Annotated in this window: 16 protein-coding genes; 11 read left to right on the forward strand and 5 right to left on the reverse strand. The window is 68.4% G+C overall.

Annotated elements, in window-relative coordinates; translation table 11 throughout:
* Positions 1-119 precede the first annotated feature (119 nt).
* The 6 genes from nagZ to tatC are packed head-to-tail and all read left to right on the forward strand — an operon-like array spanning position 120 to position 3,964.
* Positions 120-1,121, forward strand: a complete 1,002-nt coding sequence (nagZ, locus tag RF701_RS00205) for a beta-N-acetylhexosaminidase (protein WP_210356673.1) — start codon at positions 120-122, stop codon at positions 1,119-1,121.
* A complete protein-coding gene (locus RF701_RS00210; RefSeq protein WP_308813680.1) occupies positions 1,121-1,846 on the forward strand; it encodes a ScpA family protein in 726 nt (241 codons plus the stop codon). Before nagZ ends, RF701_RS00210 begins: the two co-directional genes overlap by 1 nt.
* Positions 1,843-2,433, forward strand: coding sequence for an SMC-Scp complex subunit ScpB (gene scpB, locus RF701_RS00215; RefSeq protein ID WP_203310592.1), 591 nt, complete (start codon positions 1,843-1,845; stop codon positions 2,431-2,433). The genes RF701_RS00210 and scpB overlap by 4 nt, the downstream gene beginning before the upstream one ends.
* A 28-nt stretch (positions 2,434-2,461) precedes the next feature.
* On the forward strand, positions 2,462-2,698 hold the full coding sequence (locus RF701_RS00220; RefSeq protein WP_203310591.1) for a Sec-independent protein translocase subunit TatA: 237 nt from the start codon (positions 2,462-2,464) through the stop codon (positions 2,696-2,698).
* A 31-nt stretch (positions 2,699-2,729) separates the two neighbouring features.
* Positions 2,730-3,170: a Sec-independent protein translocase protein TatB gene (tatB, locus tag RF701_RS00225; RefSeq protein ID WP_308813681.1), complete on the forward strand. Its 441-nt coding sequence runs from the start codon at positions 2,730-2,732 to the stop codon at positions 3,168-3,170.
* Complete coding sequence (tatC, locus tag RF701_RS00230; RefSeq protein ID WP_308813682.1) at positions 3,167-3,964, forward strand: twin-arginine translocase subunit TatC; 798 nt, start codon at positions 3,167-3,169, stop codon at positions 3,962-3,964. The genes tatB and tatC overlap by 4 nt, the downstream gene beginning before the upstream one ends.
* Before the next feature lie 132 nt (positions 3,965-4,096).
* On the opposite strand, the gene RF701_RS00235 is transcribed toward tatC, so the two are convergent.
* The 3 genes from RF701_RS00235 to RF701_RS00245 all read right to left on the reverse strand — a co-directional run bounded on the left by RF701_RS00235 (position 4,097) and on the right by RF701_RS00245 (position 6,308).
* The gene (locus RF701_RS00235; RefSeq protein ID WP_203310589.1) at positions 4,097-4,231 is read right to left on the reverse strand and encodes an entericidin A/B family lipoprotein; all 135 of its coding nucleotides are present in this window, start codon (positions 4,229-4,231) and stop codon (positions 4,097-4,099) included.
* 316 nt (positions 4,232-4,547) lie between these two features.
* Entirely contained in the window at positions 4,548-6,092 is a 1,545-nt protein-coding gene (locus RF701_RS00240; RefSeq protein WP_308813683.1) for a sensor histidine kinase, read from the reverse strand.
* A gap of 54 nt (positions 6,093-6,146) precedes the next feature.
* Positions 6,147-6,308, reverse strand: coding sequence for a NepR family anti-sigma factor (locus RF701_RS00245; protein WP_308813684.1), 162 nt, complete (start codon positions 6,306-6,308; stop codon positions 6,147-6,149).
* Between the two features lie 266 nt (positions 6,309-6,574).
* Here RF701_RS00245 and RF701_RS00250 point away from each other — a divergent pair, with 266 nt between their 5' ends.
* On the forward strand, positions 6,575-7,381 hold the full coding sequence (locus tag RF701_RS00250; RefSeq protein ID WP_308813685.1) for a response regulator: 807 nt from the start codon (positions 6,575-6,577) through the stop codon (positions 7,379-7,381).
* A gap of 282 nt (positions 7,382-7,663) precedes the next feature.
* A complete protein-coding gene (locus tag RF701_RS00255) occupies positions 7,664-8,314 on the forward strand; it encodes a sigma-70 family RNA polymerase sigma factor (RefSeq protein WP_210356666.1) in 651 nt (216 codons plus the stop codon).
* Positions 8,315-8,437: 123 nt separating this feature from the next.
* On the opposite strand, the gene RF701_RS00260 is transcribed toward RF701_RS00255, so the two are convergent.
* Positions 8,438-8,608: a hypothetical protein gene (locus RF701_RS00260; RefSeq protein ID WP_210356665.1), complete on the reverse strand. Its 171-nt coding sequence runs from the start codon at positions 8,606-8,608 to the stop codon at positions 8,438-8,440.
* 72 nt (positions 8,609-8,680) lie between these two features.
* Between RF701_RS00260 and glnE the strand changes: the two genes are divergently transcribed.
* Positions 8,681-11,374: a bifunctional [glutamate--ammonia ligase]-adenylyl-L-tyrosine phosphorylase/[glutamate--ammonia-ligase] adenylyltransferase gene (gene glnE, locus RF701_RS00265; RefSeq protein WP_308813686.1), complete on the forward strand. Its 2,694-nt coding sequence runs from the start codon at positions 8,681-8,683 to the stop codon at positions 11,372-11,374.
* Positions 11,367-11,822: a peroxiredoxin gene (locus RF701_RS00270; protein WP_308815591.1), complete on the forward strand. Its 456-nt coding sequence runs from the start codon at positions 11,367-11,369 to the stop codon at positions 11,820-11,822. Before glnE ends, RF701_RS00270 begins: the two co-directional genes overlap by 8 nt.
* 36 nt (positions 11,823-11,858) lie before the next feature.
* Here RF701_RS00270 and RF701_RS00275 read toward each other — a convergent pair whose 3' ends face one another.
* Positions 11,859-12,341 carry a hypothetical protein gene (locus RF701_RS00275; protein WP_308813687.1) on the reverse strand — a complete coding sequence of 161 codons (483 nt, stop codon included), beginning with the start codon at positions 12,339-12,341 and terminating at the stop codon, positions 11,859-11,861.
* 80 nt (positions 12,342-12,421) lie between these two features.
* On the opposite strand from RF701_RS00275, the gene RF701_RS00280 reads away from it, so the two are divergent.
* Positions 12,422-13,672, forward strand: coding sequence for a multidrug effflux MFS transporter (locus tag RF701_RS00280; RefSeq protein WP_308813688.1), 1,251 nt, complete (start codon positions 12,422-12,424; stop codon positions 13,670-13,672).
* Positions 13,673-13,722: the final 50 nt, after the last annotated feature.

The following is a 13,722-nucleotide window of genomic DNA, read 5'->3' on the forward strand; positions in this document are numbered from 1 at the left end:
CGGCGCGGCCGGCGAGGCTGACCCGCAGGCGGTCGCACCGCGCTGCCCATACGATGGATCGGCGCGCGCGTGGCTGGCCGGCATGGCGCGGGCGCGCGCGCCACGCTACACCGGCGGGCATGAAGCCCGTCATCTTCGGCCTGTCCGGCCCCGCGCTCACCGTCGAGGAGCGCGCCTTCTTCGCCGATGTCGAACCCGCCGGTTACATCCTTTTCAAGCGCAACGTCGAGACGCGCGGCCAATTGCGGGCGCTGACCGACTCCTTGCGCGCGCTCGCCGGGCGCGACGACCTTGCCATTCTGATCGACCAGGAGGGCGGCCGCGTCGCGCGCATGGGGCCGCCGGAATGGCCCGCCTTTCCCGCCGGCCCGGCCTTCGCCGCATTGTACGACAGGGCACCGATGTCCGCGATCCAGGCGATGCGGGCCAACGGCCAGGCGCTCGGCCTGATGTTGCGCGAAATGGGCATCACCGTCGATTGCGCGCCGCTGCTCGACGTCGCGCAACCGGATACCACGCCGGCGATCGCCAGCCGCGCCTATGGCGGCGACCCGATGCAGGTCGCCTCGCTCGGCCGGGCGATGCTGGAAGGGTTGGCGGCTGGCGGGATCGTCGGGGTCGTCAAGCATATGCCCGGCCATGGCCGCGCCATCGTCGATTCGCATTACGATCTGCCGACCGTCACCGCCGATGCGGCGGCGCTGGAGACGGACCTGGAGCCGTTCCGCACGCTCGCGCATGCGCCGATGGGGATGACCTCGCATATCGTGTTCCAGGCGTGGGACGCCGAGCGGCCCGCCACGCTGTCGCCGGTGGTGATCGAGCAGGTGATCCGCGGTGCGATCGGCTTCGACGGCCTGTTGATGACCGACGACATCGACATGAAGGCGCTGGCGGGGAGCGCCGGAGACAAGGCCGCGGGCGCGATCGCCGCGGGCTGCGACCTGGTGCTCGATTGCTGGGCGCGGATGGACGAGATGGTCGACATCGCGGGGCGGCTCGACGATATCGCGCCTGCCGCCCGCGCGCGCCTCGATCGGGCCATGGCGACGCGCCGGCCGCCGGAGGGGGACTTCGCCGAGCTCGTCGGCCGCCGCGACGCCTTTCTCGCGCTCGCCTGATGGTCGAACCCGAACAGCTGACACTCGACCTTGACGGCTGGGAGGGGCCGCTCGACCTGCTGTTGTCGCTCGCGCGGGCGCAGAAGGTGGATCTGCGAGCCATATCGATCCTGGCGCTGGTCGAGCAGTATCTCCGCTTCGTCGACCGGGCGAAGGTGCTGCGGCTGGAACTCGCCGCCGATTATCTCGTCATGGCGGCCTGGCTGGCCTATCTCAAATCCGCGCTGCTGCTGCCGCGCGACCCGCGGGTCGAGCCGGACCCCGAGGAACTGGCGCTGCGCCTGCAATTGCGACTCGAGCGGCTCAACGCGATGCGCGAGGCGGGGGCGCGGCTGATGGCGCGGGATCGGCTCGGCCGCGACGTGTTTCCGCGCGGCAGGGCGGAAGGGTTGCGGACGATCCGGCGCGCGCGCTGGCAGGCGGAGTTGTACGACGTCATTGCCGCCTATGGCCGGATCAGCGCGCGCAACCGCCCGGTGATGCACGTCGTCGCCGATCGCGAGGTGATGACGCTGGAGACGGCGCTGGCGCGGATCGGCGCGTTGCTCGGCACCCGGCTCGACTGGACGACGCTGGAAAGCTTCCTTCCCGACGGCAGCGACCGGCTGCGCAAGTCGGCGCTCGCCTCGTCCTTTCTCGCCGCGCTGGAACTGGCAAAGCAGGGCAGAGCGGAACTGCGCCAGGCGGCGCCCTTCGCCCCGCTCTACCTGCGCGCCGCCTCGTGACGCCCCCCGACGACATCGTCCGCGCGGTCGAGGCGCTGCTGTTCGCGTCCGCCGAGCCATTGTCGGTCGATTCGCTCCGCGCCTATGTCGGTGGCGGCGACGTGCGCGCCGCGCTGGAGCGGCTGGAAGCCGATTATGCCGGACGCGGCGTCGCGCTGGTGCGCCGAGGCGACCGCTGGCATTTCCAGACCGCGCCCGATCTTGCCCACCTGCTGCGCCGCGATCGCGAGGAGCCGCGGCGCCTGTCGCGTGCCGGCGTCGAGACGCTGGCGATCATCGCCTATCACGAGCCCGTGACGCGCGCGGAGATCGAGGCGATCCGCGGCGTTCAGATATCCAAGGGCACGCTGGACGTGCTGATGGAGGCGGGCTGGGTCCGCCCGGCGGGGCGACGCGAGGTGCCGGGGAGACCGCTCCTGTACGCGACGACGCCCGCGTTCCTCGCGCATTTCGGCCTCGCGAGCCGTCGCGACCTGCCCGGCTTGGACGATCTGCGCGCCGCCGGTCTGCTCGATCCCGTCGACCTTATGCCGGAAGGCGCGCACGTCGGGGCTTTCGCAGTGGAAAAGGACGACGACAGTGACTAGATGTCGATGAAGTTTCAGGAGACATGCCATGGGCAGCTTCAGCCCGATCCATCTGCTCGTCCTCGCCGTCGTCGCCATTCTGCTGCTCGGCGGCGGCCGCTTCTCCAACCTGATGGGCGACGTCGCCAAGGGCGTGAAGAATTTCAAGAAGGGCATGGCCGAGGAGGACGAGAGCCACGCCAAGCCGGCGCCGCGCATCGAGGCGCAGAAGTCTGCCGAGCCCGCGTTCGATCGCGACGGCGAGCGCGTCCGCGACGATCGCTGACCGACGACCGTCCGCTAGCGTACTCTAGTCCATGTTCGATATCGCCCCGTCCGAGTTCCTGCTGGTCGCCTTCGTCGCGCTGGTGGTGATCGGGCCAAAGGATCTTCCCAAGGCGATGCGGATCGTCGGCTATTGGGTCGGCAAGGCGCGCGGTGTCGCGCGCCAGTTCCGCCAAGGCTTCGACAACATGGTCCGCGAGGCGGAGCTGGAGGAAATGGAGAAGCGCTGGGCGGCGGAGAATGCGCGGATCATGGCCGAACATCCCGCGACGCCCGCTGCGGATGCAGCTCCGTCGTCGCCGGTCGAGCCCGGCGCCACGACCCTCGACCATGATGCGCCCGCGCTGGTCGAACCGCCCGTGATCCATGATCGGCCCGCACCACCGGCGCCGCCGATCAGCGTCGACCATCCGCATGTCGTACCGGCCGCGCCCGATCATCCGGACGCGCCGCGCGAAGGAGCGGCCTCGTGAGCGACGACGCGCTGATCGACAGCCGCGACGAGATCGACGCGAGCCGCGCGCCCCTGCTGGACCACCTTGTCGAGCTACGCCGCCGCCTGCTCTATTGCATCGCGGCAGTCGCGGTCTGCTTTGGCGTGGCGATGTATTTCGCCAACACGATCTTCGCCTTCCTGCTCAAGCCCTTGCGTGCGGCAGGGCAGACGGAGGTGATCTTCACGACGGTCTACGGCGGCTTCTTCACGGAGGTGAAGCTCGCCTTCTTCACCGCGATGATGCTCAGCTTCCCGGTGATCTCCAACCAGGCGTGGCGGTTCATCGCCCCCGGCCTGTACCGCAAGGAAAAGCGGGCGCTGCTGCCGTTCCTCCTCGCGACGCCGGTGCTGTTCACCGCCGGCGCCGCCATGGCCTATTTCGTCGCGGTGCCGATGGCGCTGCACTTCCTGCTCGGATATTCCGGCATGGTCGGCGACGTGAAGCGCCAAGCGCTCCCCGACATCGCCGAATATCTGTCCTTCATCATGCAGTTCCTGTTCGGATTCGGCATCGCCTTCCTGCTGCCGGTGCTGCTGATGCTGTTGGAGCGCGCCGGGATCGTGACCCGGCAGCAGCTCAAGTCCGCGCGCCGATACGCCGTCGTCGGCGCATTCGCCATCGCGGCGGTGCTGACGCCGCCGGACGTGGGGTCGCAGCTGCTGCTCGCGATTCCGCTCTGCCTCCTCTACGAACTCGCCCTCATCGGCATCTGGTTCACCGAGCGCAAGCGGGCCAAGCTGGCGGCGGAAGAGGCGGCACAGGCGGCCTGACGCCGCGGCGACCCGCGTGCAGCATGGCGGGACCGGTCGCTGCCGTGCGGGTGCAGATTATCAGCGCAGATGACAAAAGGCCTCCCGCCCGGCGTCGGGCGGGAGGCCTTGCTTGGCCGTGCGGCGGAAGGATTACTTCGCGTCGTCGGCGGTCTTCGCGACGGTCTTGCCGGCCGAGCTCACGTCCTTGCCGACGCCTTCGACCGTGTTGCAGGCGCTGACCATCAGTGCACCGGCGACGACGGCGAGGCCGAGAATCTTACGCATCGGAATATCTCCTCGATGAATGGAATAGGTGCGTCGCCAATGTTCGGGGGGGCGCTTCGCTCCGCACCCGGAACGCCAATTCCGCTAATGTTGCCGGCACTCGGAGGGATGTTCGCTGAGCCGGGCCAGCGGCATGATCCGCTTGGTTGAAAGAGTAAAGGCCCGGAAGCAGCACCGGGGGGGGGAGGGTTGCTGCTTCCGGGCCTATGTCGTGGATCGCGAGAGCGGGGGGGCATAAGGTCGCGATCCGAAGTGCATAACGGCGCGCATTCGAGGAGGTTCCGCCCCTATCGCTTTTTTTTGAATCTTTTTTGGCTCAGTCGCGACCGAGGACGGGAAAGGCGATTTCGTAGGCGCCGGTCATCGGATCGTGATGCAGCGGGGCGCGCAACTGGCGCGACAGACCCTCCATGACGCGACCGTAGCGGGTAGAAAGCAGATGCGTCAGCTTCTCGCTTTCGACGAAGGCGCGCGACACGACCCGCAGCACGGCGCGTTTCTCCGCGTCGCCCGATTTGATCGCCACGCGGATCTGGGCGGCGGGATCGCTGGTCATCGCCAATTCGATCGTCTCCGTGACCAGGAACGCGACGGCCACGGCGACGTCCTGGGTCACCAGGAACGGATCGACATCGAGCGCGATGATCAGGCTGCCTGCACCTTCCGGCGCGGTGGCGCGGATGTTGGATGCCAGCTCGCCGATCACCGAGCGCAGATTGAGTCCGCGGTTCTCCTCCATTTCGGCGAAATGGTTGCGATGTACCACTGCCAGCGCGTCGACGCGCCGCTGGATCGAGGCATAGGCTGCCGTCGCATCGGCACTGGGGGCACCGCGCGCATGAAAGTTGATCAGGCTGGAGATCACCTGCAGGTTGTTCTTCACCCGGTGATGGACCTCTCGGGTGAGCTTGGTCTGGCGTACGACCGCATCTGCCAGGCCTGCCTCGTGGAGCGCAACGGTGCGGCTGATCGCGCGAAAGGTATCGCCGAGCTCGCGGATTTCCTGCGCGGGCAGGGGGCCCAACTTGCCGGGATCGATCACTTCGCCGGGGGTATAGGCTGCAACGCTCGCCCGCAGCAGGCGCAGCGGCCGGATCAGCAGGCGATCGACGACGAACCAGGAAAGCCCCGCGGCCGCGGCCCACATCAGCAGCGGCAGCATCAGCGCAACCAGGAACGACGAGGTGACCGGCGCGCTGCGCATGCGGGTGCGCAGGACGAGCCCGTCGAGCCCGAGCGGTGTCTGCACCGTTTCCGTTCGGTCCAGCGGCCCCAGACCCGGTATGTCGGTCAGGTCGAGCGACGCTTTCTCGTCGATCAGCGCGGTGCTCAGCGGCATGGCGCGGCTGCCCGACCCGGCGAGCCGGGAAAGGAACGCGGTGGGGAAGAGGACGCGGGCGATCGGCGATCCGCCCGGCGCCGCAACCGACAGGACGAGTCCGCGATTCGCAACGATCGCGATGTCCAGCGGCTTGTCCGCGGCGGGCAGCGAGGCGTCGATCGGCTGACCGCACAGCAGGCGACCCTGGCGGTCGACGATCGAGAAGCGGGTGCCGATCGCGGCCTGCTGCGCGAAGACGCCCTGGGCGCGCGCGCAGCTGGGCGCGTCGGCTGGATCGTCGCGCAGCGCCTCGACCGCGACCTTCAGCGCGGTGGTGTCGCCGATCAGCTCGATCGCGATGTTGCGGGCGCTCTCGGTCGCCGCGATTCGCAGTCGCGCGCGCACCTCCGCGTCCGCGACCCGGCCGGTCTGCAGGGTCGCGGCGATCGCGATCAATGCCAGCAGCAGCAAGGCAATGGACAGCGTGATGAAAAGCTTCGCGCCGGTCGGGAGGCGCGAAAGGGCTGACACCGGCGTCATGGAGACACCACGGGCGGCGGCAGCAGCATCTGGGGAGGAGGCCATGCCCCTCGGCTAGGCGAGCTTGTTCAGCAGGTCTAGCATTTCGTCCGGCACGTGCTCGTCGACCGTCTTCTGATATGCGGACCGTAGCGCCGCACCCATGTCGCGGTCATTGCCCTGGCCTTTCTCAGACGTTTTCTTCGACGAGGTTTTCCGGTCCTTCTCGCTGGCCAAGTCCAACAATTCCCCCTGGTGGCCCGGTGGAAGTCCAGGCGATCGACGCGATGAAATGCCACGACCGCATCGGTCGCGCTGACGGCGACTTTACGGTCTTGGTTCGGGCAAGGAAACCAAATCGATGCTCGATGGTTCCATTGCCGCGCGAAAATTCCGCAGGTCCATGGGGGCGGCTGGGTTTCTCGACAAACACCGTTGCAAAGACGCGGGCTCCCGCTCACCTATCGGGGCCGCCAGTACATCTCAGGGAGTGAAACCGACCCATGTCGCTTGGACAGCAACTCGCACCGCATCTTCCTTTCCTGCGGCGCTACGGCCGGGCGTTGACCGGGAGTCAGAACCAGGGCGACAAATATGTCCGCGCGACGCTGGAGGCTATCGTCGCCGCGCCGGATCAGTTTCCGCGCGACGTCGATCCGCGTCTCGGGCTGTACCGCATGTTCCAGGGGATCTGGGCTTCCGCAAACGCCGACGGCGCCGAGGAGACGTCGGTGAGCGACATCGAAGGCAGCGAGGTGGTGGCGCGCGCGCGCCTCGCGCGGATGACGCCGCTGTCGCGGCAGGCGCTGCTGCTGACGGCGATGGAGGGCTTTTCGCCCGAGGACGCCGCCTATCTGATCGAGGTCGACACGAGCGAGGTCGAGAGCCTTGTCGCCGAGGCGCTCGAGGAGATCGAGAAGCAGACGCGTGCGCGCGTGCTGATCATCGAGGACGAGCCGATCATCGCGATGGATATCGAGACGATCGTGCGTGACCTGGGCCACGAGGTGACCGGCGTCGCCGTCACGCGCGACGAGGCGGTCGCTTTGGCGATGGAGGACCGTCCCGGCCTCGTGCTTGCCGACATCCAGCTCGCCGACGACAGCTCCGGCATCGATGCGGTCAAGGACATCCTCGCCGAATTCGAGGTCCCCGTGATCTTCATCACTGCCTTCCCGGAGCGTCTGCTGACCGGCGAACGGCCGGAGCCGACCTTCCTCATCACCAAGCCGTTCCAGCGGTCGACCGTGAAGGCCGCGATCAGCCAGGCGCTGTTCTTCGATCAAAGTACGGTACCGGCCGGGGTCTGAGTCCGCAGGCGAAGGTTACGGACCCAAAACGTCTTTCGAGGGTTGAGACATCATGGCGGATCAGAACGAACCTGTGCATGTGACAACCACGGAAGCGCGCGCTGGCGCTACCCCGGGGGTGACGCGATACGTCCTCGGCATATCGCTGGTACTGGTGATCGCGATCTTCGCCTTTCTGATCCTGCGTTAGAGCCGGTCTCATTTATCTTGGTAATTGAAGACCGTGGCACCTATCTCTGTCGCGAAGGCGGCAACCACGTCCCCGGCATTGAACGGAATTGCATGACTCAGCCTGCCCCGCGCGACGACTATGAAGACGACGAGGCGCCGACAGCGCCCGTCGAGCACGTCTCGCTGTCGGACCCGGAATTCAAGACCCAGCTCGCGCAGGTTATCCCGCATCTGCGCGCGTTCGGCCGTTCGCTGTCGGGCAGTCGCGACCTCGCGGACGATCTCGTCCAGGAAACCCTGCTCAAGGCCTGGGCGGCGCGCAAGCGCTTCCAGGCCGGCACGAACATGCGCGCCTGGACGTTCATCATCCTTCGCAACCTCTATCTCTCCCAGATGCGCCGGGCGCGGTTCAAGGGCGAGTGGGACGACCTGGTGGCAGATCGCATTCTTGCCGCGCCCGCCAGCCAGGATCGCCACGTCGAGCTCGGCGACATGCAGCGCGCTTTGATGCACCTGCCCCAGCCGCAGCGGGAGGCGCTGATCCTAGTCGGTGCCGGCGGATTCGCCTACGAGGAAGCGGCGGAAATCTGCCAGGTGGCGGTCGGCACGATCAAGAGCCGCGTGGCGCGCGGCCGGGTCGCGCTCGAAACCATCCTGTCGGAGGGCGCGCTGCCCTCGCGCCGCGAGCATGAGACCGACACCAGCAAGACGGCGCTGGACACCATCATGGGCGAAGTCGACCACCTGAGCCGCGGACGCTGATGGGATAGTGCGGGCGGCAACGACCTTCGGGCCGCGCCGCCGCATCTGCCGACGCGCGGGGCGTTCATTCGTATCTCGCGAAAGCCGACCTGTACTACCGGGGGGTGAGGAGGCCCGGGCCGTTCAGCTTGGCAACCGGTCCAGTTTGCCGAGCAGGTCGAGCATGTCGTCCGGCACACCGGTATCGCTGAAGGCGCCCCGCAGCGTATGGCCGAGCGCATCGGTCGAACGCGGACGGCGCACGACATAATCGCCGCGACGCGGCTTTTCCGAATGATGCCCGGCGATCGACATGCCATCCTGAACGACCGTTCGTGCGAATCGTTGCGGTTTTGCGACGAACAGACGGAAACGAAAGGGAAATTCATGGACGAGCCGGGAAACCGGGACCGTGAGAGCGTGCGGGCCGATGCCGTCGGGCGTATTCGCGCGCATTCGCCCTTCCTGTCATCCGTTCTCGATCGTCACCCCGGTTGGAGCGACGCGGTGCGCCAGGGCGCACTCGATTGGCGCGATCCGCAGGTCGTCGCGCCCGACATGCCCGTCGCGCGCCGGTTGCGCTGGCAGCGCAACGCGCTCGCGCTCGCGGTCGCGGTCGACGATCTCGCCGGTCTCGCGGACCTGACGGAGGTCACGCACCGGCTGAGCGACTTTGCCGACCATGCGCTTGATACCGCGATCGCCGCGGCGATCGCGGAGCGGGTGCCGGATGCACTGCCGCACGGCTTCGTCGCCATCGCGCTCGGCAAGCACGGCAGCCGCGAGCTCAATTACTCCTCCGACGTCGACCCCATTTTGCTGTTCGATCCCACCGCCATCCCGCGTCGCGCCCGCGACGAACCCGAGGAGGCGGCGGTGCGGATCGCGCGCCGCGTCGTCGACCTGCTGCAGACACGCGACGGCGACGGCTATGTGCTGCGCGTCGACCTGCGCCTGCGACCGGCGGCGGAGGTGACGCCGATCGCCATCCCGCTCCTGGGTGCGATCAGCCACTACGAGTCGCAGGCGCTAACGTGGGAACGGGCCGCCTTCATTCGCGCGCGCGCCGCCGCCGGCGACCTGGCGCTGGGACGCCAGTTCCTCGAAGCGATACGGCCTTTCGTCTGGCGGCGGGGGCTCGACTTCGGCGCGGTACGGGAGATCCGCGAGCTGTCGCGCCGCATCCGCGATCACTATGCCAGCGGCCAGGCGTTCGGACCGGGATATGATCTGAAGCGCGGTCGCGGCGGCATCCGCGAGATCGAGTTCTTCGCCCAGATCCATCAGCTGATCCACGGCGGCCGCGATCCCGCGCTGCGTGCGCCGGCGACGCGGGACGCACTGGCCGCGCTTACCGTGGCGGGCCACGTCACCCGCGAGGACGCGGCGATGCTCACCGATGCCTATGTCCGCCTGCGCACCGTCGAGCACCGCCTGCAGATGGTGGACGATCGGCAGACGCACAGCCTGCCCGCGGGCAGCGCGCTGGAGGGCGTCGCGGCGCTCGACGGCCTTGCCGGTGCGGACGCGCTCCTCGCGGGATTGCACCCTTCGATCACCGCGGTCGGACGGCTTTACGACACGCTCGACGACAGCCGTCCGGCGCAGCTGCCGCACACGGCCGAGGCGCTGGCCGCGACCTTGGACCAGGCCGGGTTCGTGGATGGCGCCGCCGCGGCCGCTGCGGTTGCGGGTTGGCGCGGCGGCCGGTATCCCGCACTGCGCAGCCCGGCCGCGCGAGAGGCACTGGAGGCGGTGCTGCCGGTGCTGATGCCCGCGCTGGCGGAAGCGCCCGATCCCGCCGCGGCGCTGCGCCGGCTCGACCGAATGCTCGAACGCCTGTCGAGCGCGATCAACATCTTCCGCCTGCTTGAGGCGCGTCCCGGACTTGCCGCGATGCTGGCCGCCATCCTCAGCCATGCGCCGCCGCTCGCGGATGCGCTGGCGATGCGTCCCGAACTGATCGACGGCCTGATCGACGCGAGCGCCTTCGAGCCGCTCGGCGAGGTGGATACCCTGGTGGCCGCGATGCGACGCGGCGATGCCGCGGATTACCAGTCCTTGCTGGATCAGGTCCGCCGCATCGTCGGGGAACGCCGGTTCGCGCTGGGGTGCCAGATCGTCGCGGGCGCCGCCGATCCGCTCGTCGTGGCGGGCGGCTATGCGCGGCTGGCGGAGGCGGCGGTGGAGACGCTTGCCGCCGCGACGATCACCGACTTCGCGCGCACCCACGGCCGCGTGCCGGACAGCGAACTCGTCATCCTGGGCTATGGGCGGCTCGGCGGCCGCGCACTCACCCACGCCTCGGATCTCGATCTCGTCTACCTCTTCACCGGCGACTATGCCGCCGAGTCGGACGGCGCGAAGCCACTCGGCGCCACGCTCTATTACAATCGTCTCGCGCAACGGATCGGCGCGGCGCTGTCGGTGCCGACCGCTGCGGGCCCCCTCTATCCGGTCGACACCCGGTTGCGGCCGTCGGGGACGCAGGGGCCGCTCGTCGTCAGCCTCGACAGTTTCGCCCGCTACCAGCGCGAAGGCGCCTGGACCTGGGAGCATATGGCACTGACGCGAGCGCGGCCCGTGTTCGGATCGCCGGCGGCGCGCGCCGCGGTCCAGCAAGAGATCGACGCGGTTTTGGGCGGAGCGCGTGCCGCGCGCGACATCGCCGCCGACGCGGTGGCGATGCGCGGCGAGATGGCACGGCACAAACCGCCGGCGGGTCCGCTCGACGTCAAGCTGTTGCCCGGCGGTCTCGTTGACCTGGAATTCACCGTGCACGTCGCGCAGCTGCGGTATCGCGCCGGCTTCGACCCTCAACTGCTCGGCGCGATCGACACGCTGATCGCGCTCGGCCGACTGCCGGCAAGCCTCGGCCCTGCCTATGCCGTGCTGGCCCGCCTGCTCGTGGTCGTGCGGCTCGTCGCCCCCGATGCGGCGGAGCCGCCGCCCGCCACCTGCGCGCTGATCGCGCGCGCGCTCGGCATGGCGGATTGGTCCGAGGTGCTTGCGACGCTGGCCGCGACGCGGCAGGACGTTGCGGCCGCTTGGGCCGCAACGACGGAGGATGACGATGGATGACGGCGCGACTATTCCGGCCGTTTCGGTGACGGGCATGGACGGCTCGCCGATCCGGTTGACCGACCTGCCGCTGCCTGCCGTGATCTATTTCTACCCCAAGGACGATACCGCTGGTTGCACGCGGGAGGCGCAGGATTTCTCCGTGCTGTCGGCGGATTTCGCCGCTGCCGGCGCCACCGTGTTGGGGATCAGCAAGGATCCGCCGTCCGCCCATGCCAAGTTCGCCGCAAAGCATGCGCTGACGGTCACGCTCGCGTCCGATGAGGATGGTGCCGCCTGCGAGGCCTTCGGCGTCTGGGGCGAAAAGCAGATGTATGGTCGCACGTATATGGGGATCGAGCGCGCCACCTTCCTGTTCGGCCGGGACGGTCGGCTCGTTCGGGCATGGCGAAAGGTGAAGGTGCCCGGCCACGCCCAGGCGGTACTCGACGCGGTTCGCGCACTTTGATTTCCGCCGGGCGGCATTCGCCCGGCCGAGGGCGGCTCACCCGCCCAGCAGGATCGTCCCCTTCGTCCTTTCCGCACCGCCCTCCAGGTTCAGGCGGAACGACGTATTGTCGTTCGTCCGGCCGCTGAGCCCCTCGGGCTCAGCCTTGAGCGCATAGCCCGCCTTCGCCAGCCGTTCCCGGAAATAGTCGCGGACGGCCGCGGCGGGGGCGGGGCTGCTGAAGCGGATGCGCATGCCGCCATCGTTCATGTCCACCGCCTCGATTTTCGACCCGGGATAGAGGTGGACGCCGTTAAGCTGAAAGTTGCCCGCGTCCATGTCCAGCTTGGGCATCTTGAACTGGCCGCTGAAGCCGGGCAGCGCGATCTTCACGTCGCCCGACCTGCCGTCGATCGCACCGACGGTATTGCCGTCATCGGCGTTGATCGTGATCGACGTACCGTCGCCCGATCGGTCGCAGGCCGTCACCAGCATCGCCGCCGCGAGCGATATCGATCCCATCCATGCCCGGTTCGTCATCTGTCTCTCGCCATGTCGTTGCAGAGGCTTGGGATCGGCGAGGGGTTCCGAACCCGTCGTCGCCACTATAGGGGGTTCGCGTGTCCACGTCATCCTCCCCAGCCACCGCCGCCGCAAGCCTCGCGGAACCGCCCGGCGCGCCGATCGGCTTCGTCGAGTTCGTCGCGCTGATCGCGGCGCTGATGTCGCTCGCCGCGCTCGGTATCGATTCGATGCTGCCCGCACTGCCCGCGATGGGGGCGTCGCTGCACGTCGTCGGCGAGAATCAACGCCAGTTCATCATCACCGCGTTCGTGCTCGGCTTCGGCATCGCGCAGATCGTCCACGGGCCGCTCGCCGACCGGTTCGGCCGACGCGCGGTGCTGCTCTGGGCGCTCGCCGGCTATGCCGTCGCCAACATCCTGTGCGCGATATCGGCAAGCTTCGTGCTCCTCCTCTGCGCGCGGGTGGCGGGCGGCGCAATGATCGCCGCCACCCGCGTCGCGACCGTCGCGCTGGTGCGCGACTGCTACCATGGCCGCCCGATGGCGCGCGTCATGTCGATCGCCTTCATGGTGTTCATGATCGTGCCCGTGCTCGCGCCGACCTTTGGCCAGACGGTGCTGCTGTTCGCCAATTGGCGCGGTATCTTCTGGACCATCGCGGTCATCACCATGGTGCTGTTCACGTGGTTCTACACTCGCATGCCGGAGACGCTGCGACCGGATGCGGTGCAGCCGCTGTCGCCGTCCCGGATCGTCGCGGGCTGGCGACAGACGCTCGGCGACCGCTGGTCGCTCGGCTATACGCTCGCCTCGACGGCGCTGATGGGTGCGCTTTACGGCTATCTCAATTCGATCCAGCAGATCATGTTCGACACGTTCCACCGCCCCCATTTGCTGGCGGTGATGTTCGCAGCGACATCGATGCTGATGGCGGTGGCCAACCTGACCAACGCGCGCCTCGTCCTCAAGCTGGGCACGCGGCTGATCAGCCACAGCGCACTGACCGTGCTGATCGCGCTCAGCGCGGTGCACCTGGCCCTGGCGTGGAGCGGGCGTGATACCCTGATCAGCTTCGTGCTGCTGCAGGCGTTCACCATGGGCTGCTTCGGCCTTGCCACGTCCAACTTCTCGGCGATGGCGATGGAGAACATGGGGCGGATCGCCGGCACCGCGTCGAGCGTCCAGGGCTTCACCTCCGTCACGATGGGCGCGTTGCTCGGCGTGGTGATCGGCCAGGCGTTCGACGGCACGACCGCCCCCCTTGCGGCGGGATTCCTGCTTGCCGGGCTCGTCGCCATCGTCTGCGTCGCGGTGACCGAAAAGGGGCGCCTCTACCGCCCGCTCTGATCGCGGGATCGGGAACCGCCGGCCGCGTCCCGCCGTTCGCTCCATCACCA

It is taken from the genome of Sphingomonas sp. GV3 (genome assembly GCF_031082075.1).
GTDB lineage: Bacteria > Pseudomonadota > Alphaproteobacteria > Sphingomonadales > Sphingomonadaceae > Sphingomonas > Sphingomonas beigongshangi.